Raw genomic sequence first — 24926 nt, 5'->3', positions numbered from 1 at the left:
AATCTAACTCACTAGTTAGAGACTTTATGCAGCAATCATAAAAGAACCTGCGGTGTTCTGCTAGAATATAGATAATCCTTTTTTACAAATAACACCTAAGTGATGCTAAAAATTCAAATGTTGCATTTTTGTAGAGCATCTAAATATATAATGAAACTTTCCGCTGTGAGAAAAGTGCTAGAAACACCATTGTTTCTAGCACTCGGGAGTTTTGGAACCTTAGATCCAAAACTAAGTCATGGAACTTCTTCGAAGTTCGCTGACGTCCGTACTCACTTAAGGAAAGTTTCTAAGAGGAGTTTATCTGCAATCAAAAAGGAACCTGGAGGTTCCTTTTTGTTATTTTCGATACATCTTGACCTGAAGGTAAAGATCGTTATAGACTCCAAGCAACTTCTTGCCTAATTGTTGATAGACTTCCAAATGGTCCAGTGTTTCATCGCTTGGATAGAAGGATTGGTCATCTTGGATTTCTTTTGGCAACATGGCTTTGGCTTTTTTATTTGGCGTAGAGTAGCCGACATAAAGAGCATTTTTCAAAGCATTTTTAGGACGAAGCATGAAGTTAATAAAGGCATATGCTGCTTCTTTATTTTTCACTGTTTTTGGAATGACAATGTTATCAAACCAAAGGTTGCTGGCTTCAGTTGGGACGACATAGCGAAGATCCTTATTGGCTTCGAGCATTTGGCTAGCCTCTCCTGAGAAAGTAACCCCAATAGCCGCATTGTTTTGGATCATATAGCCTTTCATCTCATCGGCCACCAAAGCTTTGATGTTTGGTGTCAAGGTGTAGAGTTTATCCACGGCCTCTTGCAATTTCTTTGGATCCTTTTCATTGAGGCTATAGCCCAAGGTATTGAGACCAATTCCCATGACCTCACGCGCACCATCGTACATCATGATGTCATTTCTGTATTCTTCACGCCAGAGATCTGACCAATGTTCCGGAGCATTTTTGACCATCTTGGTATTGTAGACGATCCCCAAGGTCCCCCAGAAATAAGGGACTGAATATTGGTTGCCCGGATCAAACGATTGGTTCAAGAGTTTTGGATCGATATTTTCCATCCCTTTGATCTTGGATTGGTCCAACTTTTCAACCAGATGTTCATCCATCATCTTGGCAATCATGTATTCACTAGGAATCGCAATATCGTAGGTGGTTCCCCCTTGCTTGATCTTGGTGTACATGGCTTCGTTGGAATCAAAGGTATCATATTGCACCTGAATCCCTGTCTCTTTTGTGAATTCCGTTAGCAATTCTGGATCGATATAATCTCCCCAGTTGTAGATGACCAGCTTGTCACTATTCTTGGTATTCATGCTCGCTTCGATCTGGTGGCTAATTCCCCAGAGGATCAGAATGACAAGGACAATCCCAGTTAGGAATGAATAAAGTTTTTTCATGCTGCTTCCTCCTTTTCACGGGTAATAAAGTAATAACCGATGACCAAGAGCACACTAAAGAGAAAGACAAGGGCGGACAAGGCATTGATACTGAGGGAAATTCCTTGACGCGCACGTGAGTAGATCTCTACAGACAAGGTTGTAAAGCCATTTCCGGTTACAAAGAAGGTCACGGCAAAGTCGTCAAGCGAATAGGTAAAGGCCATAAAGTAGCCGGCAATAATGGCTGGTGTCAGATACGGCAACATGATCTCTTTGAGCATTTGCACTTGGGTAGCTCCCAAGTCATAGGCCGCATTGACCATATCCCGGTTCATTTCCTTGAGTCGTGGCAAGACCATCAAGACCACAATGGGAATCGAGAAGGCCACGTGACTAGCCAGAACAGATAGGAAACCTAGCTGGTACTTCACCGTCGTAAAGAGAATCAAGAAGCTGGCCCCGATCATAACGTCTGGTGCTACCATGAGAATGTTGTTGATGGAGAGCAATGGTCCTTCTAACTTTTTCTTGGATTGGTAAATATAAATGGCTCCAAAGGTTCCAATCACTGTCGCAATCAAGGCTGACAAGAAGGCCAAGAGGAAGGTCTCTGATAAGATCAGCATCAGGCGACTATCTGCGAACAATTCATTGAAATGCTCAAGCGTGAAGCCCGTGAAGGCATTCATATCTCCCCCTTTATTGAAGGCATAAAAGATCAAATAGAAGATGGGAAGATAGAGGATCAGAAAGACGAAGCCTAGATAGAAATGGGATACTTTTTTCATCGTTCTCTCCTTTCTCTTGTTGCCCACATGGTAAGGAGCATAGCAAGGATCAGAACAACTCCGATGGTGGAACCCATTCCCCAGTTTTGTGTAGTCAGGAAGTGCTGTTCAATCGCAGTCCCCAAAGTAATGACCCGGTTTCCACCGATCATCCGTGTCAACATGAAGAGGCTCAGACTAGGAATAAAGACAGACTGCACACCTGAGCGGACTCCATTCATGGACAAGGGGAAGACCACATGACGGAAGGTATCCCAACGATTGGCTCCCAAATCATAGCTGGCATTGATCAAGTTTGGATCTAAGTCATCTAAGACATTAAAGATCGGCAAAATCATAAAAGGCAACTCGATGTAGCTGGCTACAAAGATAAAGGAGAAATCGGTAAAGAGGATCTGCTGGGGAGCGACTCCGAGAAAGCTTAAAAAGCTATTAATGGAGCCGTTTTGCCCAAAGATTCCGATAAAGGCATAGGCCTTGAGCAAGAGATTGACCCAGGTTGGCAAGACGATCAACATCAACCACAACTGCCGGTGTTTAAGCAGCGTCAAAAAGTAAGCAGTCGGGTAGGAGATCAAGAGCGTCACCAGGGTGACGATTCCGGCATAAAGGACCGAATTAAAGCTCATCTTTAAATAGGTCAAATTTTGCGAAGTGAAGAACTCTTTGTAGTTTTCAAGTGAAAACTGCCCTTCAACGTTAAAAAACGATTGAAAGATGATCATGACTACAGGTGCCAAGACAAAGAGAAAAATCCACAAGAAATAGGGGAGGATAAATAGATTAGAGGTTGTTTTCTTCATCTCTTTCCTCCTCAATGGCATTAATCAAACCAGCTTCTTGCTCTTCCACTTCAACGTACTCTTCGATCCGCGCATCGAATTCTTCTTCGGTTTCATTGAGACGCATAACGTGGATATCTTCTGGTTCAAAGTCTAGCCCGATGACTTCTCCTACGATGGCCTTACGAGTGGAATGGATCATCCACTCATTTCCCAAATCATCATAGGCGATGATCTCATAATGCACACCACGGAAGAGCTGGGTGTCCACCTTCACTTGGAGCTTGCCTTCTTCAGGAAGGGTGATTTGCAAGTCTTCAGGACGAATGACGACTTCAACTGGTTCGTTTGGACGCATTCCCCCATCGACGGCTTCAAAGCGTTTGCCATTGAACTCAACCAAGTAGTCCTCGATCATGCGACCATCTAGAATGTTAGATTCACCAATAAAAGTCGCTACAAAGTGGTTGATCGGTTCATCATAGATATCCACGGGAGTACCAGATTGGACGATTTCTCCTTCATTCATGACAAAGATCCAGTCACTCATGGCGAGGGCTTCTTCTTGGTCGTGGGTAACAAAGACAAAGGTAATCCCCAAGCGTTGTTGCAATTCCCGCAACTCATACTGCATGTCTGTCCGCAGCTTCAAGTCAAGTGCAGACAAGGGCTCATCTAAAAGGACCACTCGTGGTTCATTGATAATAGCCCGGGCAATAGCTACCCGCTGGCGTTGACCACCGGATAATTTTTGGATCGAACGTTTTTCAAATCCAGCTAACTGGACCATTTTCAAGACTTCTGAAACCCGACGTTCGATCTCAGCCTTGTCCACCTTTTTCAAACGAAGGGGAAAAGCCACATTTTCAAAGACCGTCATATGTGGAAACAGGGCATAGGACTGAAAGACGGTGTGGACATCCCGTTTGTTAGTAGGGACATCATTGATCCGTTCTCCATCAAGATAGACATCTCCAGTTGTCGCATCCAAAAGACCGGCAATGATATTCAGGATGGTCGATTTTCCTGATCCAGATGCACCGAGCAGGGTATAGAACTTCCCTTCTTCCAATTCAAAATTGATATCCTTTAGGACAACGGTTCCGCTATCTTCAAAGACCTTTGAAACGTTTTTAAACTCAATAATTGGTTTTTTCAATTCACATAAATTCCTTCTTTACTGCGATTACCAAACTGCTTTTCATACGAAAATGCAGCGGCTGACAGGAAGACCTGTCAGACCACCAATACCTCTCGGGGACTTACTAGACTGCCCCACCTATTTACGGTATCGATAGGCACTCACCCCCTCTCCGACTGATGCTATCGATGGTTCACTATCAATTGTTCTTCAATACTTAAGCTCTTAGGCTTGGCCGATAATACGAACTTCTGGTTCTAAACGGACGCCTGAATGAGCTTCTACTGCCTCAATGACATGGGCGATCAAATCTTCGTAGTCCTTAGCTGTTCCATTATCGACATTGACCATAAAGCTGGCATGCTTTTCAGAAACTTCCACACCACCGATTCGATAGCCTTTTAGACCTGCTTCGCTGATCAATTGACCTGCAAAATGGCCAACAGGACGCTTAAAGACAGATCCACAAGAAGGGTATTCAAGGGGTTGTTTCAACTGACGAAGATGGGTCAACCGATCCATCTCCTGCTTGATCGCTTCGTGATTGCCTGGTGACAAAGCAAATTTGGCAGAGATGACAACAGCGCCTGTCTCTTGAATCTTAGAATGACGGTAGCCAAAAGCTAGTTCACTCGCTGACAGAGTTTCGATCTCTCCGTCTTTGGTCAAGACCTTACAGGATACAAGGACATGCGCGATCTCTCCCCCATAGGCTCCCGCATTCATAAAGACAGCACCACCGACACTGCCTGGAATGCCACTAGCAAACTCGAAGCCTTTCAAACTATGGTGCAAGGCCACATGAGTGGTGTCGATGAGTCTAGCACCTGCCTCTGCTTCGATCACATAACCGTCCACACTGATGTCACGCAAGCGATCAAACATAATGACAAATCCTGGAATGCCCCCATCGCGGACAATGATATTGGACGCATTGCCCAGGACCATCCATGGGATTTGTTCTTGGTTGGCAAATTGAACGATGCGTTTTAATTCGTATTGGTTGCGAGGAAAGGCTAAAAATTCAGCATTCCCACCTACCTTTGTGAAGGTATAATGTTTTAAAGGTTCTTGAAAACGGATATCAATCCCTTCAAGAATTTGATTCATTTTTTCATTCATCTTTCTGTCTGTTCTCTCTCTATAAAAATACAAACTATTATACCAAATTTTTGACTATTTTTCGACCCTAAAAAACAAAAGAAGACCTATAATATTCAGGCCTTCCTTTTATCATTCATTATGCAATTTTACGAGCAATGGCACGATTCTTTTGTCCATCTAGAGCTGATTTGACCGAAATCCAAGCACCACCAAGAGTAAAGACAGCTAGCAAGCCTAGATTCAAGTAAAATTTATCTGGGACGTCCCCTGAAAATGTCGCTTCATTGAGAAGCGTCCAGGACATATCAAATGGCAAATCCAGTTCACTCATAAGCGCCAAAGTATAATCTAATTGGTTGACCAAAAAGACGGTCAAGACCATCAAAATAGCTGAAACTACCACACCTTTTTTAGTCAATTTCTTACCAAGAATCTCATAACCTTTGATAGTACAATAACCGAGGGCAGCCCCTGCTAAAACAGATACATAGCCAAGACGCGCTACCAAGAGGGCAACTGCTCCACCGATGATTACACCGATCACAGCCCCTACAATCCCTAAAAGGAAGTTTTCTTCCCGCGCTTCATAAGCCTCAACTGTATCTTGCACTTCGGCTTGGTAGGCTCTAAAGGTTTCATCGTCGATTAAAAAGATCGCATCTCCAATTTGATACAGACCGATTGGCCCTTCCTCACCCGTTTGCGCATTCACTTGCACAAATTGGTGGTTGAGCAAGAAATCAACAATATCTTGGATGGCTGTCCATAAGGTTTCGACAGCCTTGCCTTTGGTCATTCCGCCTTTGACAACGATCGAGGTCAAGTAACCATCAAAAGAGATAGCATTAATGGCTTTTGATTGTTCTTTTAATTCATTCCAAAGAATTTCACTATCTTCGATCAAGTCTCCTTCGGAACCTTGTTTCACACTGAGTGAAATGGTAAATACATTCTTGGTTTGAGCGCCTTCAATGACTAACAAGAAGCCTTCACGCTCCCCGTACATCACACGAGCTTCGCCATCAAATTGCAGACCAAGATCGGTAGCAATACTATATAAATATTCTGGTTTCATGTTTCCCCCTAGATTTTCAGGAAAGCTTGAGCTTTTCCCCATACTGTTCCCATTCTACCATAGGAGAAGCAAAAAGGACATATACATTCGTATACATCCTTCTTTCATTTGTGTTACATTCGGGTTTAATTCTCAACACGAACGCCAAATGTGTCAATTTTAAGTTGGAAAATCTGACCATCTAGCCCGAGTTTTTCGAGAGCTGCGACAAAGGCTGCTGTATGCTCTGGCGCTAAGAGGTTCATGATCGTTGGGCCTGCTCCCGACAGATAGGTGGCGTAAGCCCCATGCGCATGGGCGACTTCTTTGACCTGAGGAAACTCTTTGACAAGAGATTGACGGTAGCGTTCGTGGAAATGATCAGACTCGATGGAGCGACCAGCCGTCAGCAAATCTCCCTTGAGGAGAGCTGCGATGGCCACATTGGCTACACTACTAGCTGCAACAGCTTCCTTATAAGACCATTCTTTCGGTAGGACATTGCGGCTATCGCTGGTCTTCAATTGGTAGCTCGGTACAAAGGCCACAAGGTCACAGCTTGGGAAGTCAGCCGTGACATATTGGACATCTTCACCGATGTAGCTCGCAATGACCATATTCCCAAAGATAGCTGGAGCTACATTATCCGGATGACCTTCGATCTCGGTCGCGATGCGCAATTTCTCAGCATCTGATAGCTGGAGGTTGGCTAATTGGTTAGCCAATTCAATCCCTGCGACAATGACCGAGCTAGAAGAACCCAGACCACGCGCCAAAGGCACTTCACTAGTCATCTTGATCCGATGGGGTTGCATATCAGTTGAGATAGAAAGAGCTGTTGAGAGCAAAAGGTTTTTCTCATCTGTCGGAATCCCTGCTCCAAGATCATGCTCAATAAACCAAGCATCAGCTGGTTCAAGGACTTCAATAGTCAAATAGCGAGTCACGGCAATCCCAACAGAATCAAAACCTGGCCCTACATTGGCACTGGTTGCTGGAACAATAATTTTCATGCTTATTCTCCCAAGACTTTAAAGGTATTCAAGAGTTCGAAATTCGCCTCTGAATCCAATTTTTCAACCAAGTTCTTGAATTGTGTTTGGTTGACTTGGTGGGTAATGATGACGACACTTGCAAATTGACCATCTGAGTCTTCTTGGAGGATTTGCTTGAAGGAAGCTCCTTCTGCATTAAAGATCTCCGCAAGACGCAAGATTTGACCAGTCGCATCTGGTGCCTTGATTGAGAAGTAATAATTGTTCTTCACGTCTTCTGGTTTAGCCAATTGAAGAGGGCGGCTGTATTCATTGAAGGCTTTACCGATTGTTCCTTCTTTTAGTCGACGGACAATGCGAACGATGTCGGCTACGACACTGGTCGCAGTTGGTTTTTGACCAGCACCTGGTCCGTAGTACATAGACTCCCCAATACCGATGGATTCCACATAGACCGCATTCATAACGTCGTTCACTCCTGCGAGTGGATGTTGTTTTGGAAGGAAGGTTGGTGTCACTTCTGCTGCGATCCCTGACTCTGTTTCAACGATAGAGCCGACAAGCTTGATCACATAGCCAAGGCTTTGAGCAACTGAGACATCTTGAGGAGTGATTTGGCTGATTCCTTTGTGACCTACTTGGTCAAATTGGATATTCATTCCAAAAGCGAACTGGCTCAAGATCACCATCTTGTAAGCAGCATCAATTCCTTCAACGTCGTTGGTTGGATCACTTTCAGCGTAACCAAGACGTTGCGCTTCTGCTAAAGCATCCTCATAAGTCCAGCCTTCTTCGACCATTTTGGTCATCATGAAGTTAGAGGTTCCATTGACCACACCGAGCACTTTGGTCACCTTGTCTGAGGCCAAAGAATTCACCAAGGTCCGAAGGATTGGGATCCCACCAGCTACGGCAGCTTCATAATAAAGGGCCACTTTGTGTTTTTGAGCAATCTCTAGCAACTCGCTTCCATGAACGGCAAGAAGGTCTTTGTTAGCAGAAACTACGTGCTTGCCTGCTTCCAGCGCACGGGTGATAAAGGTTTTCGCTGGCTCGATACGACCCATCAATTCGACCACGATGGCAATGTCCTTGTCTTCAATGATCTCATCAACATTGGTCACAAAGTTGTAGTCATGACCAGCAGCTTGCAATTTTTCCTTTTCCGCATCATCTCGAACCAAGACCTTGGCGATCTCGATTTCATCTTGAGCTGCCTGGGTGATTTTTTCATGGTTTTCTTTTAATAAAAATGGTACGCCACTAGCAACAGTACCAAATCCTAATAAGGCAATCTTAACAGACATCCTATGGGTCTCCTTGAATTTTCTATAGTAGCTCCATTATAACAAAAACTTGGGCTTTTGACAGCCAATTGCCTTAAAAATTCTGAATTTTCATGACAGGATCAGCCTGTAGCAAGTTCTGGAAAAAAACATAGAATTTGTGGTACAATAAAGAAAATGATGAAAACGGTGACACTATGAGTAAACGAAGAGTACCTAAAAAAATCAAAGTCCTACTTGGAATCAATGCACTCCTCTTGGTCTGTATCTTTATTTGTAGCTTTCTTCTGATCAAAAGGATCACTCAGCTGAGTGACGGAAATACCAGTGGTACTGCCGTGACGCGCTCGCTAGATGAACACAGTTCCTCTATCGAGTGGGCCCGAGTGAAAAAGCCGGTCAAACTGCCCATCCTCATGTACCACTCAGTGCACAATATGGCCGAGTCAGAAGCTGCCAATGCCAATCTGATTGTCGATCCAGAGACCTTTGAAAGCCAACTAAAGGCCCTGAAAAAAGCCGGTTATTACACACTGACACCTGAGGAAGCCTATCGCATCCTCGCTAAAAATGAAGTCCCCAAAGGAAAGAAATATGTCTGGCTGACCTTTGATGATGGTGTCGAGGATTTCTATACCATCGTCTATCCGCTTCTTAAGAAATACAAGATGACCGCCACTAACAATATCATCACGGACTTTACCCAAAAGGAAAAAGAAAATGTCCTGACCTTTGACCAAATCAAAGAGATGAAAAAAGCTGGCTTGACCTTTGAAAGCCATACGGTCAATCATCCAGACCTAGCCAATTCCAGTCTTGAGACCCAAAAGAATGATCTGGTCGCTTCTAAACGCCTGCTGGATAAGGTGCTGGATCAAAATACTAGCGTTATCGTCTACCCATCTGGTCGCTACAGCCAGGTCACGATCGATCAAGCCAAGAAAGCCGACTACAAACTAGGCCTCACCACTAAAAATGGACTCGCCAGCTCCGCTGATGGCCTCTATGCCCTCAAACGAGTTCGGATCCTTCCAACCACTACAGGAGAGGATCTCCTAGCCATGATCCAAGAATAAAGAAAGAGAGTGGGGCAGAAATCGGTAATTCGTTAGAATTCGATTTCGTCGTCCCACCTCCGCACAGTTGAGTAGGGCTGTAAAAGCTGATGAAATCAGCGTAGTAGAGCCCACTCAACCACTGCGTCTTGCTCGACAAGCCAAAAATAATTGAGAGGCTAGGACTTTTGTCCCAGCCTCTTTTGTTAGAGTTCCTTATAAAAAATTTTTTATCGTTGATTCATAAACTGTAATAGGATTCAAAAATTTTTAAAAGAGCTTCAACATTGATTTGCTATAGTCTTTGACTTTCTTTTATAAATGCTCAAAACAATTGCAAATGACAACAACTGCCAAAGAATAATTCTTACTATCTGCAAGCTATCTGATTCAGAATTTGAGACAACATGGACCAGATTTGAAGCAAGATTGTTGAAAAGATGATCTCCTAGTCCTAGCCACAAGGAACCTGTCATTTTGTAAAGTAAGGACCATTTGATGCTCATCATTCCCGCTAGGATAACATAGCCAATCCCCATGGTAATAAGATTTAAGAGTGACGATTCTCCTTGAAGATAATCTCTGAACGGCATTGCCAAGTGCCATATTCCAAATAGGAAGGCTATAAAGAATAGACTCTTACGGTAAGAAATCCCTTCAAGAATTTTGGTGAAAAGGCCACGAAAAACTCCTTCTTCCATCCACACGTTTATCAGGTTAAATAAGATACTTAACATGATAAACAAGATACCTGCTTGTGATCCTTTTTCGTTTGTTAAGGAAAAACCACTGGCATAAAACGATAAGTGAACATTGCCATGAAGAAACAAGAGAACAATACACTCAACTGTATATGCAAAGATGGAGCACACTAAACCAAAGAGCAGGCCATTTCCTATACCTCTTATAATTCCATTAGGTGTAAAACCAATATCTATCCATCTTAATTTGCTAATTGAAAGAATTCCCCACAATAAAAGTATTCCAAAAAGTTTGTGTAGAAAATTCTCCGATAAAAAAGTATCATCTGTCCTCATATACAAGTATTCGAATAGCCTTGCTACTGAGCAGATAACAAATATAATTGAACAACTTAAAATAGGTTTCTTTATTAGTTGATTTAGCATATCTTTCTTTCAAATAAGTCTTTTATAAAAGTTAATTTCAATATTTCACTCAGTCCAATTCCTTCTCTAGTTCTTTTAGAAAGGTGATTAAAAATTGATGGCGACTTTCTGCCATTTGTTTGGCAGTCTCCGTGTTCATTTCATCTTTTAAGAGGAGCAACTTGTCGTGGAAATGTTGGACGGTATCAGTAAGGGGTCTCCCTTTGTGGCCACCATAGGAAAAAGTTCGCGCAATTCCTACAGCTCCTATCGCATCGAGCCGGTCTGCATCCTGGACAATCTTGCCTTCTAAGGTTTCTGGATGCTTACCGCGATTTTTGCTGAAAGAAACAGCATTGATTACCCGACAAATCTGCTCGATTTGGTTTTTAGGAGTACCGATCTCTTCTAGAAACTTACGAGCATTCGCATGATTCTCTGTTTGAAACAATTTATCATCATCAGCATCGTGAAGAAGAGCTGACAAGCCCACTATCTCCAGATCACATGGACCTTCTGCTTGTGCGATTCTCATAGCATTGGTATAGACGCGGAGGGTATGCTCTACATCATGGCCATCCGCTCGATCAGCAAATAAGGTTTTAACATACTGCTTAGCAACTTGGATTCGTTCTTCGATCATCGTTCTTGTCCTTTGTTTAATCTCTGCTCAGTTTTATCTATTCATTTGAACTAGTTATGGAGATGTGCAGTTTACTTTAAAACCACCTCTCGGTGGTGTTTACTTTTTCTTTTGTGGAAAGAGGGGCAGGCCTAGGGTCGCAATTTTCTCAGCGGGGATCTTCATGCCATCCTTGATCCATTTGGAGATGACAGAGACAATGGCTGAGCTCCAGAAGGAATTGAGGTAGCTGCCAGCGCCATTCGAGGAGCTACCATTTCGTTTTTCTAAAAAATCATAGACTGCCTTGGTCAAGAGCCGCTCGAAATTATAATCAATGGCTAGGCTAATGATCTTGGCTTCTTTCTTAACTTCCTTAAAGAGGTAGACCCAGACTTGATAGAGATCTGTCTTGAGGTTGTAACCATCTAAAGACTTGGTAATCTTTGCGATACTAGATTGAAAGATGGACTCTAGAATCTCTTCTTTGGAGTCATAATTACGGTAAAAGGCTGCGCGAGAGACACCCGCACGCTGTACCAGCTCAGAGATAGTGATCTTTTTCAGATCTTTTTTCTCCAACAATTGCAGGAGAGAGATTTCAATGGATTCTCGTGTAATCGCATTGTTTTCTCGGTTAAATCGTTTGAGATTTTCCAAGGATTTCTCGGATATTTTTCTTTCTGCCATAACATTTACTTTCTATCTGTCTCACCTGATGATATCTGCTTGGATAGCACTGTACTTCATGATATAATTGTAAAAGAAGACATACTACTTGTCAATGTACATTTTTATACAATTATGAGGTATGAACTGATGAAATGGAAAATTATTGCGGATTCAGGCTGTGACTACCGCTCTTTGGACAATCTGGCACCGGATACGGAGTTTGTCAGTGTCCCATTGACCATCCAAGTGGGTGATACCATCTATACAGATGATGCCCAGCTCAATATCGATCAGATGATGGAGGAGATGTATGCGACCACGACTGCTTCTAAGTCTGCCTGTCCGAGTCCTGATGACTACATGAAGTCCTTTGAAGGGGCTGAAAATATTGTCGTTGTGACCATCACTGGAACCCTTTCAGGTAGCTACAATAGTGCCGAGGTAGCCAAGAAGATTTATCTAGAAGAGCATCCAAATGCCAATATCCACGTCATTAACAGCTTATCAGCTGGGGGTGAGGTGGACCTAATCGTTCGCAAGCTCAATCAGTTGGTCGCTGAAGGCCTTGATTTTGATCAAGTTGTCGATGTGATCACCACCTATCAGTCTAAGACGAAGTTGCTCTTTGTTTTGGCCAAGGTTGATAATCTGGTCAAAAATGGGCGTCTCAGCAAATTGATCGGGACTGTTGTCGGGCTCCTCAATATCCGTATGGTCGGAGAAGCTAGTAAGACCGGTACTCTTGAGTTGCTCCAGAAAGCTCGTGGCCAAAAGAAAGCGATCAAGGCTGCTTTTGATGAATTGATCAAGGCGGGGTATACTGGCGGTCATATCACCATCGCTCACCGCAACAATGAAAAATTTATCGAGCAATTCTCTGCATTGGTTCGTGAAAAATTTGCCCATGCAATGATCGAAGTCCTTCCTACTTCTGGACTTTGTAGTTTCTACGCCGAAGAAGGCGGCCTCCTCATGGGCTATGAAATTTAATCACCACTAAAAAGAGGCTGGGACAAAAGTCCTAGCCTCTCAAGTATTTTTGGATTGTCGAGCAAGACGCAGTGGTTGAGTGGGCTCTACTACACTGATTTCATCAGCTTTTACAGCCCTACTCAACTGTGCGGAGGTGGGACGACGAAATTGAATTCTAACGAATGACCGATTTCTGTCCCACTCTCTTTTTTTATTCTCCGATCTCTTGGTAGAGGGTACGGATTTTTTTGCGGTAAATGGTATAGCTGATCCCAGCTCCGATTAGCAGGATGACACTATAAAGGATCACAGCCAGCAGGGTGCTGACGGAATGATAGGTCCAAATGAAGCTGACAATGATCAGGAGAAACATCACAAAGAGAAAGACAATCAAGAGGATAGACTGAAGAACTGCATTCCCACGATGACGGGTCATCAACTCTGTGATATTGGTCCAATTGGTGCTAAAGTTCTGAAAATCTTTGACATAGTCTCGGATGCAGATCGGAATGGTCGTTACAACCCAGATCAGTAACATGGCAAGGATAGCCAAGGGATGGACGCCAAAATAGAGACAAACGCCAACTAGAAGAATGACAGGAAGGATGGATTGCACCAGATAGAGCAACCAAAACTTCATAAAGAGATAGCGTTTGAAATCAACAGGGAGGGATCTCAAGTATTCAAAGTTTTCGCGCTCTAGCGAAATACCGATACTGGTCAAGCCTCCAAAACTATTGAAAACACCGATCAAGATGGCAACAAGGGTCAGTGGTACCAGATACTGGGGTGTCAAGTAAGGACTGAGGCCTCCTATATTTTTTGATGCTCCTGCTGCTCCACTGAGGAGGAAAATATATGGCAGAATACTCATCATCAATAGGACTTGCACCATAAGGGTTCCATCGCTCAAGAGTCTGCGATGATACTGAATGACAAACTGTCTAAAGGAGTCTTTCTGGCCCACATGGATGGCTTTCACGCGCTCTTTGACGGTTTGGTTGGTCGCAACCGCAAGGGCTGCATCATAGAATTGTGGGATCACGATTTTGCGAACCAGGCCGATCAAGACCAAAAGCACCGCTATCCAGCCCAGAAGGCCAAGGATCGCTCCACCATCAAAAGGATGGAGGATAAACTGATGAAAGGCTGTAAAAGGTGGAAATAGAATGGGAATACCCGCTCCACCCGACACCTCTACCCGATGGGTTTGGACTAGATTCAGATAGAGATAAGCTCCTAGGCTCAGAAGAGAACCAATTCCGACCATGATGTTGGAGACCAGGGTCGTGTGTTTTTTGAAAAAAAGGGTCTTAGTGATCAAATGAGCTAGTAAAATCGTCGCTAAAAAGAGAACGCCTAAGAGAATCACGGCACAAAAGAGGCCTAGCAGGATCCCTAACGGATTGAAGCCGCCTGCTTGGACAGGCAGGATCAAAAAATAGCTGATCAATGGAAGGATAGCCATGAGAAGGGTCAGGATGACCGAGATACTTTTTCCAGCAATGACTTCCGCATCTGAGAAAGCATAGGGCCGGTAAAACTGGAGGTCCTTGCTTTCATAAAAGACATTGTAAAAACTCATAAAGCCTTGGGAAATGGTCATCAAGGAAAAGAGGGCCACCATATTGACAAAGAAGGCTGGCTGATGGACAAAATCATAGATACTAAAGAGCAAGCCAAATATGAGGAAATAGACCAATCCTAAAAAGAGGTAGTTGAGCACCGATCTGCGGGCAACATTGAGTTTGACGTCCGGTTTTTTAGCCTGTTTGGCGCGTAATTTTGCGATCTGGGCCGGCTGACTAGCATAGATGATATTGACATTGACCAGCTGTTGGATGATCTTAAGACGCATGATCGCCACCTTCTTCCTTCCGCCCCGCTAGGCTGAGATAGATACTTTCCAGACTTTGTTCGGGATGTTGGCCCTTCAATTCCTCGATCGTCCCATAGAAGATGAGATTACCTTTTTTGAGAATGGCGATCTTATCACAGAGTTGTTCGGCCACTTCTAATACGTGGGTAGAGAAAATAACCGTCTTGCCGCGATCCGCATGTTGGCGCATCATTTGTTTTAAATCGTAAGAAGCCTGTGGATCCAAACCGGTCATGGGTTCGTCCAAGACCCAGATATCTGGATCCGACAAGAGGGCTGCAATGACAAAGACCTTCTGGCGCATCCCATGTGAAAAGGATTCAATCACTTCATAGCGGTGGCTCTGAAAATCAAAGATCGTAAGAAGCTCTTCCAAGCGTTGATCACAGTCTTTCTGACTCATATCATAAGAGGTCGCAACCAACTCCCAGAATTCATTGGCTGTGAGGCGCAAGAAAAGATCTGGTGAATCCGCTACATAACCGATCTTCTTTTTGATCGCCAGCCGATGGCTATAGAGGTCCTGACCATCCACTTCAATTGATCCAGTAGTTGGGGTGATGACACTGACCAGGCTCTTAATCGTCGTTGACTTTCCAGCTCCGTTGTGGCCAATCAAGCCGACAATTTGTCCGTCTTCGATGGTCAGATCCAAGTGGTTGAGGGCAATATGCCCATCGTAATCTTTGGTAACTCCGTGAAATGTAATCATGTTAACTCCCTAATTGATCCTCATTGGGACCGTTTTTTCTTATTCTGTTGATAAGCGATCATCGAAATGGTAGAGCAATTCTAGTAAATAGTTTGGAATGGTCTCCAAAAAGTCTTCTTTGTAGACCCGCTCTCCTCGCTTATGCAATTCTTTGCCCCAAGGGCCTAGATTGACCGCTGGAACCTGAATTTGAGCAATTTTTTCCAGATCCAGATCATAGACCTGGGCTGGTGTGGCTAGGCTATCTAGGACGACTTGATAAGAAGCCACATCCTTTTCCAAGGCACAATAGCTGGTGTCGTTAATCCCCATAAAGTATTCTTCGACTTTTAAGCTATAGCCTCTTTGGTCCAGATACTGGCGGTAATCCTCGATCAAGGACTCGATTTTGAGTTCTGTATTGTCCAAAAAGCGACAATTCATAGAAGGATAATAGGGGGGCGCAAAACCAATGACCACCATGGGATCCTTATCTCCGAGAAACTCTAGGAGTCGCTGGATTTGCAGGATTGCAAGGCTCTGGTAGCTGGTCCCATTACGAAAATCGTGTTCCGCTTTTTGGTTAGAAGCTTCCCTAAAGGCTTGGTAACCTTCTATGGCTTGGCAACGTTCCTCTAGCTCTTGGTAGGTGATGACTCTTGGCCTTGCAATAATATGGTCTTGGCCAGCCTGATCCTGCAAGTGTTCATACTTCTTGTAAAAGGCATCCAAGGCCTCCTGACTAAGCTCATAAATCCGCTGTAGGAGCTCTTGGGGTGTTTTCTTCAAATGCAGCACACTGAAATAACCAGCCGCATAGAGCACGGTCGATACATCGTACTGCTCCTTCAAATCTCTGAGATAGGACCAAGAAGGAAGGGGAGACGTTTCTCCCAACGCCTGATCTGCCAGATCGGGATGAAGATCTAGCTGGCTTGCGATGGCTACTAAGAGGGACAAGGCATTGATCCCTTTAAGAGGCTCCTTCATATGGGATAAGACGCCTTGCGCCATAACGACTGGCATGAGTTTACCCACTGTGCCAATGTGAAGGACTTTTTCTTTTTCTAGATCCGATTCAAAGGGCTCCGAATCTACTGCTAATACATAATTCAGATCAAATTTTTCCTGCAAATCTGTCAGGAGCCCCAAAGCCCCCCGCATCCCACGTGAATAGGATTCCTCGTCTCCAACAGAGAGATAGAGCAGATTGACCTGACCTTCTGTAGGATCTGCTGCATAGGCTTCCAGAACCCCCAATTGAAGGGCTAGGGCTGCTTTCATATCGCAAGACCCTCTTCCATATTTCCACTCCCCAGAAGCTAAATCTTCCTGCATATCGGGTCGCCTATCCAATGTTTTCAAAGCTTCTGCTACTTGATCAGAATCGAGTGCGATCTCTGACAAATTTCCATAGTCTTCTAGATCGACTGTATCATGGTGGTGGAAAAGGATAACTGTTTTCTTCTTGCCCTTATCGACCAAGGCCCAATTGACCGACCGATGCAAGTGATCCTGTGGCACCTGATAGCGCCCAAAATGGTCCGGATGTTCCTTGAAATAGGGGATTTGTCCAATCCGTTGATCCAGGTAGGTTTCGATTCCTTGTTCGGTCTCAGTATTGGTGAAGCTTGGAATCGCCAAGGCTTCGGTAAAAATTGTTTCGATGCTCTCTCTATTGGTGGTTTTCACTTTCAAACCAATCCTCCTTTGATATGATCAAACTATAAAATGAATAGAAATATATGTATCAGACTGATATTTCTACGTAAATAAAATACTACTTTTTATATTCTCACTTCATTTCTTTCATGTATGCGGTTTCTTTTCTAGAAAGGGCTTGCTTCCAGCGCAATCGTTTGTCGCATCCAACTATTTTTGGTAAAATAGGGACATTCACATGAAAGAAGAAATAAAAATGGAAAATCAAACCTTAATGCAATATTTTGAGTGGTATTTGCCCGCTGATGGGAACCACTGGACGCGTCTTGCTGAAGAGGCGCAACACTTAGCAGACTTGGGTATTCGTAAAGTCTGGATGCCGCCTGCTTTTAAAGCTACTTCTAACAATGACGTTGGGTACGGAGTCTATGACCTCTTTGATTTGGGCGAGTTTGACCAAAAAGGAACGGTTCGCACCAAATATGGCTTCAAAGATGATTATCTTCAAGCCATTCAAGCCCTCAAAGATGCAGGGATTCAACCAATGGCCGATGTCGTTCTCAACCATAAAGCTGCTGCCGATGGCTTAGAGGAATTCGAGGTTGTTGAGGTCGATCCCATGGATCGAAACAAGGTTCTCACTGAGCCCTTCACCATTCAAGGATGGACCAAATTCACCTTTGATGGCCGAAATGGCGCCTATAATGACTTCCACTGGCATTGGTACCATTTCACCGGTACGGACTACGATGCTTCTCGTAATAAGAATGGAATCTACCAAATCCAAGGGGACAACAAAGGTTGGGCTCATGGAGATCTGGTAGACAAAGAAAACGGAAACTACGATTACCTCATGTACGCCGATATCGATTTCAAACATCCCGAGGTTGTAGAAAATCTCGATCAATGGGCTGAATGGTTTATCGAAACGACAGGGGTTGAGGGCTTCCGTCTGGATGCAGTCAAACACATTGACTCCTTCTTTATGAAGAATTTCATCCACAATATTACCAAAAAATATGGTGAAGATTTCTACGTCTTTGGTGAATTTTGGAATGGGGACACAGAAACCAACGATGAGTACTTGGAAAGCATTGATTACCTGTATGACCTGGTCGACGTAGCCCTCCACCAAAATCTCTTCAGAGCTAGTCAAGAAGGTGAAAATTTCGACCTGCGAACTATTTTTGACGGAACACTAGCGCTCAATCATCCTGAAGAAGCCGTAACCTTTGTGGACAACCATGATACCCAACGAGGACAAGCCTTGGAATCTACCATTGAAGAATGGTTTAAGCCTGCAGCCTATGCCTTGATCTTACTTCGTGAAGCTGGTTTGCCTTGTGTCTTCTATGGAGACTACTACGGTATCGAGGGCAAGTTTGCGCAAGAAAGTTTCCAAGAGGTCCTCGATCGCCTCTTACGGGTTCGTAAAGATCTGGCCTACGGGGAACAAACAGACTACTTCGATGATCCTAATTGCATCGGTTGGACACGTTTAGGTACAGAAGAATCAGCACCAATCGCCTGCTTGGTTTCGAATAACCAAGCTACTACAAAAGTCATGGAGATCGGCTCATCCTACGCAGGCCTCACCTACTATGATGTCCTTGAAAATTGTAGCGAAACTGTCCAAATTCAAGAAGACGGTACTGCTGAATTCCCAGTGGCAGAACGCTCCGTCAGCGTCTGGGTAGCCCAAGATACAGAGGGCCAATAACCTTTATATGTAATTTTCTCCTAGGATCGACATCTTCCTAGGAGAATTTTTTTCCTGTAAAAATTTTATAGGAAATACAGCTTCATTTTAGCACTATAAGAAAGCGCTGTCAATGGGTGTCGCGTCTATTTAAAAGAAATAAAGAGCATCAAAAAAAGCTGGAAAAAATTATCCAGCCTTCGATGTTTGATAGAAATAACTGTATGACGCAGTGGTTGATTGGTATCTTCGTTCGCTTATTAAGCTCCGAAGATAACCTAATGAGGGAAACAAAGTTTCCTTTATCCACAACCTTCAACAGTCTCCCAGACTGTTGAAGCTATACGGGGGTGGGAAAATTGAAAAGGTTTGGGGAACCTTTTCAACTTTTTTTATTTTACGGAGTTCTTTCCCACTCCCTTCTTTTTAGCTCAATTCTGCAATGATTTCTTTCAATTGGGCTTTCGTATGAACTCCAGCCACTTGTTTGACAACTTGTCCATCCTTTTTAAAGAGAAGAGTTGGGATCGACATGATACCGAATTGACGTGCTGTATTTGGATTTTCATCGACATCCATCTTACAGATTTTCAAATCATCTTCATGTACTTCTTCTGCCAACTGATCCAAGATTGGAGCTTGCATGCGGCATGGACCACACCAAGTTGCCCAAAAGTCAATCAAGACAAGGCCTTGGCTGGTTTCTTGTTCAAAAGTTGCATCTGTGATTACGTGTGCCATATTTCCTCCTTTTTCAGTAGGCATCTACTGATTCTGCATTTCTACTTTTATTTTACACTAAATGATGCCATTTTAGAAATATTTGCTACGGGGACTCCTTAGACATCTTCTTTCTTCTTGCGCCAAAAGACGAGGCTAGAAGCTGTCAGGGTAAACAGACCTAAGAGACCTAGAGCATGATCTTTGCTCCCTGTTTGAGGAAGCATACGGTCTGCTTGCTCTCCTCCTACTGCAGGAGTCACTTCTTGAGGATACTCTGCCAATCCTGGTGAAACAAATTGAGGTCCATAAGATACAGCTAGTGTATGATGAGGGTGCTCTTGTCTTGCTGATTCTGTTTGCATCTGATCTTCTTTTTCAGGAAGAGTTTGGCTTGGTTGGACAAAGTATTCTGGAGTTGGAAGCGTATACTCTTCCTTGTAGTGCACTTCTGGAGCAACTAGAGCAGCACCTTCAACTTCTGGTAAATTCGCATAGTCAGTATCTGTTGCACTTGGTACATAGGCTGCCTTTTGGGCGCGGGTCTTTTCGACAATTGGAATCGCTGCCTGGATAGAATCTGTCTTAAAGGTTACTTCATAGGGATGCTCCACCGTTAAATCAGACGGGTCATAGGTGTTAAAGACTAGGGCTAACTTGTGACCTTTCTTAACCGTATAGAGATTTGGTTGGAGATAAACCGTGTAATCGTGGTATTCTCCCACCTTTGGCTCAATGCTAGCGCGTGAGCTTGCTGAATCGTAGCCAGACTTAGGATTCGCAAGGTTGATCCAGCCTTTTGCGATCACCTTGTACTTGGTCTTGATGGTTTCGTATTCGGCAACAGATAGGTTGCTTAAATTGCTTCCCATCCAGAAAGCGTCTGCTGTTTTATCTTGCTTGACGCTACCATTTCCCACCACGTCAAAGTCCTCATCTGCCACATCTACCAAAAGGGCGTTGATTTGGAAATTCTTTCCTTGACCTTTGGCAAGAGCTGCCTTGAAATGAACGGGGATGTGGCCCTTGATCGTAGTGTCCTCAGTAACATCAGAAACGAAGGTCAGATTGGCCTTAGAGGAGGCTTTGCTGACTGTTTCATTACGGTTAGCGATCTCAACACCTGCAGCCGCATAGTCACTAGAAATGGTTTCTTCTAGACGTTTCGAGCTTGCATTCAAGAAGAGACGTTGACTGCTCTTCCAGTTATCATAGCTGGTCCACTTGCTTGGATCATAGTTGTTTTGAGCTAGAACCGCTGGCAAGCTTTCGACGTGATTGTCCACTCCATAGAGGTAATGGGTCAGCCAGGTATTGAGCAGGTCATAAAAGTCCTGACCATTGGCGGTGATGCCGTATCCACGGGACATAGCAGCTGGATAGACGTGGTCTCCTTGGTGGAGATAGAGCTTGACATCTTGGCCCGCTTTCTTGAGCGCATCGTACATGAGTTCAAAATGTTTGGTCTTGACATTGTCATCGTTCAAGCCATGGACAATCAGGGCGCTGGTCTTGAGATTTTCTGGATGAAGGGTATAATCCCGCTCCTTCCAGACATCACTGTAGTTGCGATCATGAGCGTACTGGTCCTTGTTCAATTGGTTGATGTAGTTGGAATAGTTTTGCCAAATCCCTGCCCAGTCTTCTTGATCCAGCATCCGCGTGCTAACGTAGAGGGAGAGCCATGAAAGGTCACTATAAGGTGAATTGCCAAATTGGGTCCCTTGGCTATTGAAATAATCATACCAAGAAGCAATCCCTGCTGCTGGAACGATGGTCTTTAGGCCTTCTACGCCAGTCGCTGCCACACCAAAGGTTGTGGTGCCAGCCCAGGAGAGACCGGTCATTGCGACATTGCCACTTGCCCAGTCTGCCTTGATTTCGATATTGCTAGTCTTATCGGTGTAGGCTTTGCGTTTGCCATTGACCCATTCGATGATATTCTTGAAGGCATTGATTTCGAGGTCAGATCCGGTTGTATTGAAGCCTTCTGATCCCTTGGTCCCAAGTCCAGCACTCGAGATAAAGGCATAGCCTCTGACCAAGAAATAGTCGTACCAGTTGAGATCTTCGTAGTCATAGATATACTCGTAGGGACTGTAGTAGTACCAATCCGATGCTTTGGCTTTTTTCGCTGCTTCTACTGTCGTCTCACTGCCAACTGGCTGTCTCTTTGCAGGTTGGCTGTGCAGTTTCTTCATGTCGTAGCTGCCATCTGTCGGAAGCCCCAGACTTTCAAGGGTCACGTAGTTTTCATCGAGTGTTCCTGCTACGTAAGGACGCGCTTCGAGAATAGTTGCTGCCTTAAAATCTCCTTGCGCGACTGCTTTTGGCAATTGAACAATGGCTTTGACCAAGTCTGGCTTGCCATCTGCATCGGTGTCGTAGTCCGTTTCGACATAGACTGGGAAGCGCACAATTTGGCTGTCCTCATATTTGTAGTCTTCGTCTGCTTTTTCTCCCGTCGTATAAGGGAAAATAGGCTGGGCACGACCATTTAAAAAGAGAGGGCTTTTCTTTTCAGCCCGGTAGGCATCATAGAGTTTCTTAGCTGTTTCGTACATCTTGGCCAATTCTGGCTGACTGACCTTACGAGTCAGATCTTCTGATGTTTCAATCAAACCTAAACTCTTGGCAAAGCGTTCCCGATCTGCTTGGCTTTGGCCTAATTGGCTTGGATCCGTTGCTGCCCATTGAAGCAAGCCATTAACAGCATCTTGCACTGTCAACTCTTTAGTAGCCTGATCACTTGCAAGGGTCGAACCTGTGACTTTTGCCAAATCCTGACTTGTTGCCAGTGCTTCTGAAGTAGGAGTGGATTGAGGTGCAGCTTCCCTGTTTGTTACTACTGGAGTTGCTACTGGAACAGTTGGATCACTTGAGACTGTGTGGGCTTCTCTTGTAGGAGCTACTTGATTGGCACCTGTCGCCCGATCCAGCGATGCCTCATTCGAGCTTGCAGCTTCTTCACTAGTGACAGTACTTGCGTCACTTGTTGTCGGTCTTGCTTCAGTAGATGGAGCATGGACCACTTCTGTCGATGGAGCTAGCTCTTCTGTCTGCTCATCTGCTGCTGCTACTTGATGCAAGACCATCGGCGCGATCAATAAACTTGATGCGAGAATGGAAACCATTGTTTTCTTTTTCATGTCAATCTCCTCACTTTTTGTAAACAACACTCCTATTATACTATGTAAGCGTTTTTATATCAAGTTGATATTCAAATGATCCCACAAAAAACCGAGGCATCAGCCTCGGTTATCGATTCTTATTTGACGTGTTTCTTAAGATCTTCTTGTGCTTTTTTGTTTGACTCTGCTTGTTCTTTTTGCCATTTTTCAAGGGCTTTGTTGTAGTCAGCAGTTGTCACAGCTTTATCTTGGAGTTTCATTCCTTTGTAGATCACGTGGTCTTTTCCTTTACCACCAGTCCATGCAAATGGAGCTGAGAATGGTTCGATACGTGTCAAGAATGGACGTCCTGTTGATGAAGAAGTTGGCATCACAAGGGCACTATCAGTCAACCAAGCTTGTGCAGCCGCATATTTTTCATAGCGTTTGTTGACGTCTTGTGTTTCTGCACCAGCATCTTTGATCATCTTTTCAAAGTCGTACAAACCAACTTTTTTAGCTGCTTCATTGTTTTCGCTTGGGTCAAATCCAAGGAAAGTCTTAGTATTTTCACCAGATGAAGCTTTCAAGATATCCATGTAAGTTGATGGGTCTTGGTAGTCAGGGCTCCATCCAACATTATCAGAGAGATCCCAATCTTCGCCAGCCGCATTTGGTGCAAAGAGGGTCACATTTTGAAGGTCTTCCTTCGAAAGCATTTGGATATCGATGACGATATTTTCTTTACCAAGTGCTTCTTCAACTGATTGTTTGAAGGATTGTACCCGTTGAACTCTTGATGGTGTGGTTTGGTCTACAGGCATATCGATGTGAATTGGGAATTTCACACCTTCTGCTTCCAAGGCAGTCTTCGCTTTTGCAAACTCTTCCTTCGCTTTCTTAGCATCGAAGAGACCATTTTGACCATCGTCTAGTTTAGTAGACTTCCACTCATCTCCGTAGGTATCCAATTGAGTTTTCACCATTTCACCAAAGGTCTTGCCATTAGCTTGGACAAATGTTGGTGGAATGTAGAGGTTACGGATGATCTTGCTTGCTCCGTCTTTTCCGTTCAATTGAGCAGCATACGCTTCACGGTTGAAGGCAAAGCTGATCGCTTGACGGAAGTCCTTGTTCAAGAGAGCTTTCTTAGTAGATTGTTTTTCTTCATCGGTCTTCTTAGCTGTGTGTTTGTAAGATTGACGGTCGATGTTGGTACCAATAACATAAGAAGCAGCATCTTGAGGAGTGTAGGTGATTTCGTCTTTGAATTCTTTGGCTTGCTCTGAGTAACCAGATCCAGTTGGGAAGAGTTTGGCCAAGCTAAGAGCATTTTCACCGAATGATTTAGCCAATTTACTTTGGTCTTGTCCATCGTAGAATTCCAATTTCACATCTGAGATGTAGACCTTGTCTTTATCCCAGTAGTTTTCATTCTTGGTCATTTCGATAGAAGATTTTGAAGTAAAGCTCTTCAAGATGTAAGGACCATTGTAAAGAAGGGAGCTAGTATCACTTGCTTGAGCGAATTTATCCCCTTTTGATTTCACGAATTTTTCGTTGACAGGGAAAGTGATCCCAAGAGTCAATTTAGAGTTCCAGTAAGATTCTGGTTGGTTCAAAGTGATTTGAAGGGTATGATCATCAACTGCTTTTACTCCTACAGCTGAGAAATCTTTATTTTTACCACTGACGTAGTCATTCAAGCCTTTGATAGAATCTTGGATGATGTAGAGCATTTCTGATTTGTTATCAGCCGCATATTTAATCCCTGTGACGAAATCTTTAGCTGTTACATCCGCATACTCTTCGCCTTCTGAATCATACCATTTAGCATCGTCACGAAGTTTATAAGTATAAGTCAAGCCATCTTGCGAAACTGTCCAATCTTTTGCAAGAGATGGAATCAAGTTCCCGTATTTATCATTTTCAAACAAACCATCAATCAAGTTTCCAGTGATATCGTGGGTTGCTGCTTTACCAGATGTGATATAGTTTAGGTTTTCTGGCTCAGTCTCATAAACATATGAGAATTTTTGACCGTTGCTTGAGCTAGATGATTTAGAACCACCCGAACAAGCTGCTAGGATACCTGCTGAAAGGAGGGCAACTCCCGCAAGTGCAATAACATTTCTTTTTTTCATGTAAAACTCCTTAAGAAATTTTAAGTTTATTTTAAGATTATACCACAAAGAT

At 43.8% G+C, this 24926-nt stretch carries 20 protein-coding genes; 3 read left to right on the top strand and 17 right to left on the bottom strand.

From position 1 onward, the window contains the following. Positions 1-339: 339 nt before the first annotated feature. From SM122_RS00975 to SM122_RS00940, 8 genes are all read right to left on the bottom strand, one after another. Positions 340-1410 (bottom strand): ABC transporter substrate-binding protein, encoded by a 1071-nt coding sequence (locus SM122_RS00975; RefSeq protein WP_195326801.1) that lies wholly within the window; start codon positions 1408-1410, stop codon positions 340-342. Continuing rightward, on the bottom strand, positions 1407-2180 hold the full coding sequence (locus SM122_RS00970; RefSeq protein ID WP_003002847.1) for an ABC transporter permease: 774 nt from the start codon (positions 2178-2180) through the stop codon (positions 1407-1409). Before SM122_RS00970 ends, SM122_RS00975 begins: the two co-directional genes overlap by 4 nt. Then, positions 2177-2983: an ABC transporter permease gene (locus SM122_RS00965; protein WP_049475040.1), complete on the bottom strand. Its 807-nt coding sequence runs from the start codon at positions 2981-2983 to the stop codon at positions 2177-2179. The genes SM122_RS00970 and SM122_RS00965 overlap by 4 nt, the downstream gene beginning before the upstream one ends. Continuing rightward, positions 2964-4121, bottom strand: a complete 1158-nt coding sequence (locus tag SM122_RS00960) for an ABC transporter ATP-binding protein (protein ID WP_003002881.1) — start codon at positions 4119-4121, stop codon at positions 2964-2966. The genes SM122_RS00965 and SM122_RS00960 overlap by 20 nt, the downstream gene beginning before the upstream one ends. A 207-nt stretch (positions 4122-4328) precedes the next feature. After that, a complete protein-coding gene (gene murB, locus SM122_RS00955; RefSeq protein ID WP_324737716.1) occupies positions 4329-5225 on the bottom strand; it encodes a UDP-N-acetylmuramate dehydrogenase in 897 nt (298 codons plus the stop codon). 118 nt (positions 5226-5343) lie between these two features. Continuing rightward, complete coding sequence (locus SM122_RS00950; RefSeq protein ID WP_324737715.1) at positions 5344-6324, bottom strand: hypothetical protein; 981 nt, start codon at positions 6322-6324, stop codon at positions 5344-5346. 83 nt (positions 6325-6407) lie between these two features. After that, positions 6408-7274, bottom strand: coding sequence for a homoserine kinase (gene thrB / locus SM122_RS00945; RefSeq protein WP_003007772.1), 867 nt, complete (start codon positions 7272-7274; stop codon positions 6408-6410). A 2-nt stretch (positions 7275-7276) separates the two neighbouring features. After that, positions 7277-8563, bottom strand: coding sequence for a homoserine dehydrogenase (locus tag SM122_RS00940; RefSeq protein WP_070506236.1), 1287 nt, complete (start codon positions 8561-8563; stop codon positions 7277-7279). Positions 8564-8739: 176 nt separating this feature from the next. Between SM122_RS00940 and SM122_RS00935 the strand changes: the two genes are divergently transcribed. Beyond that, the gene (locus SM122_RS00935; RefSeq protein ID WP_324737714.1) at positions 8740-9618 is read left to right on the top strand and encodes a polysaccharide deacetylase family protein; all 879 of its coding nucleotides are present in this window, start codon (positions 8740-8742) and stop codon (positions 9616-9618) included. Between the two features lie 260 nt (positions 9619-9878). On the opposite strand, the gene SM122_RS00930 is transcribed toward SM122_RS00935, so the two are convergent. The 3 genes from SM122_RS00930 to SM122_RS00920 all read right to left on the bottom strand — a co-directional run bounded on the left by SM122_RS00930 (position 9879) and on the right by SM122_RS00920 (position 12015). Beyond that, on the bottom strand, positions 9879-10724 hold the full coding sequence (locus tag SM122_RS00930) for a CPBP family intramembrane glutamic endopeptidase (protein ID WP_049492035.1): 846 nt from the start codon (positions 10722-10724) through the stop codon (positions 9879-9881). A gap of 49 nt (positions 10725-10773) precedes the next feature. After that, on the bottom strand, positions 10774-11346 hold the full coding sequence (locus SM122_RS00925) for an HD domain-containing protein (protein WP_155169577.1): 573 nt from the start codon (positions 11344-11346) through the stop codon (positions 10774-10776). 99 nt (positions 11347-11445) lie between these two features. After that, positions 11446-12015, bottom strand: a complete 570-nt coding sequence (locus tag SM122_RS00920) for a TetR/AcrR family transcriptional regulator (protein WP_003010925.1) — start codon at positions 12013-12015, stop codon at positions 11446-11448. A 129-nt stretch (positions 12016-12144) separates the two neighbouring features. Between SM122_RS00920 and SM122_RS00915 the strand changes: the two genes are divergently transcribed. Continuing rightward, positions 12145-12987 (top strand): DegV family protein, encoded by an 843-nt coding sequence (locus tag SM122_RS00915; RefSeq protein WP_031573532.1) that lies wholly within the window; start codon positions 12145-12147, stop codon positions 12985-12987. A gap of 193 nt (positions 12988-13180) precedes the next feature. Here SM122_RS00915 and SM122_RS00910 read toward each other — a convergent pair whose 3' ends face one another. Genes SM122_RS00910 through SM122_RS00900 form a run of 3 tightly spaced genes read right to left on the bottom strand, consistent with a single transcriptional unit; the run spans position 13181 to position 17231 of the window. Further along, the gene (locus tag SM122_RS00910) at positions 13181-14827 is read right to left on the bottom strand and encodes a hypothetical protein (protein ID WP_155169575.1); all 1647 of its coding nucleotides are present in this window, start codon (positions 14825-14827) and stop codon (positions 13181-13183) included. Further along, complete coding sequence (locus SM122_RS00905) at positions 14817-15560, bottom strand: ABC transporter ATP-binding protein (protein WP_014713507.1); 744 nt, start codon at positions 15558-15560, stop codon at positions 14817-14819. The genes SM122_RS00910 and SM122_RS00905 overlap by 11 nt, the downstream gene beginning before the upstream one ends. 39 nt (positions 15561-15599) lie before the next feature. Then, positions 15600-17231 carry a M20/M25/M40 family metallo-hydrolase gene (locus tag SM122_RS00900; RefSeq protein ID WP_195326843.1) on the bottom strand — a complete coding sequence of 544 codons (1632 nt, stop codon included), beginning with the start codon at positions 17229-17231 and terminating at the stop codon, positions 15600-15602. Positions 17232-17439: 208 nt separating this feature from the next. Here SM122_RS00900 and SM122_RS00895 point away from each other — a divergent pair, with 208 nt between their 5' ends. Beyond that, entirely contained in the window at positions 17440-18921 is a 1482-nt protein-coding gene (locus tag SM122_RS00895; protein ID WP_195326797.1) for an alpha-amylase, read from the top strand. Positions 18922-19326: 405 nt separating this feature from the next. Here the strand turns inward: SM122_RS00895 and trxA are convergent, their stop codons facing one another. The 3 genes from trxA to SM122_RS00880 all read right to left on the bottom strand — a co-directional run bounded on the left by trxA (position 19327) and on the right by SM122_RS00880 (position 24874). Then, entirely contained in the window at positions 19327-19641 is a 315-nt protein-coding gene (trxA, locus tag SM122_RS00890) for a thioredoxin (protein ID WP_003002728.1), read from the bottom strand. Positions 19642-19739: 98 nt separating this feature from the next. Further along, positions 19740-22769 carry a CocE/NonD family hydrolase gene (locus SM122_RS00885; RefSeq protein ID WP_324737713.1) on the bottom strand — a complete coding sequence of 1010 codons (3030 nt, stop codon included), beginning with the start codon at positions 22767-22769 and terminating at the stop codon, positions 19740-19742. A gap of 119 nt (positions 22770-22888) precedes the next feature. After that, positions 22889-24874, bottom strand: coding sequence for a peptide ABC transporter substrate-binding protein (locus SM122_RS00880; protein WP_023918412.1), 1986 nt, complete (start codon positions 24872-24874; stop codon positions 22889-22891). Positions 24875-24926: the final 52 nt, after the last annotated feature.

The organism is Streptococcus gingivalis, from assembly GCF_035544715.1.
In the GTDB taxonomy this organism is placed as follows: domain Bacteria; phylum Bacillota; class Bacilli; order Lactobacillales; family Streptococcaceae; genus Streptococcus; species Streptococcus gingivalis.
Note: the sequence above shows the minus strand (reverse complement) of the source record. Positions and strands in the feature narration are given on the sequence as shown.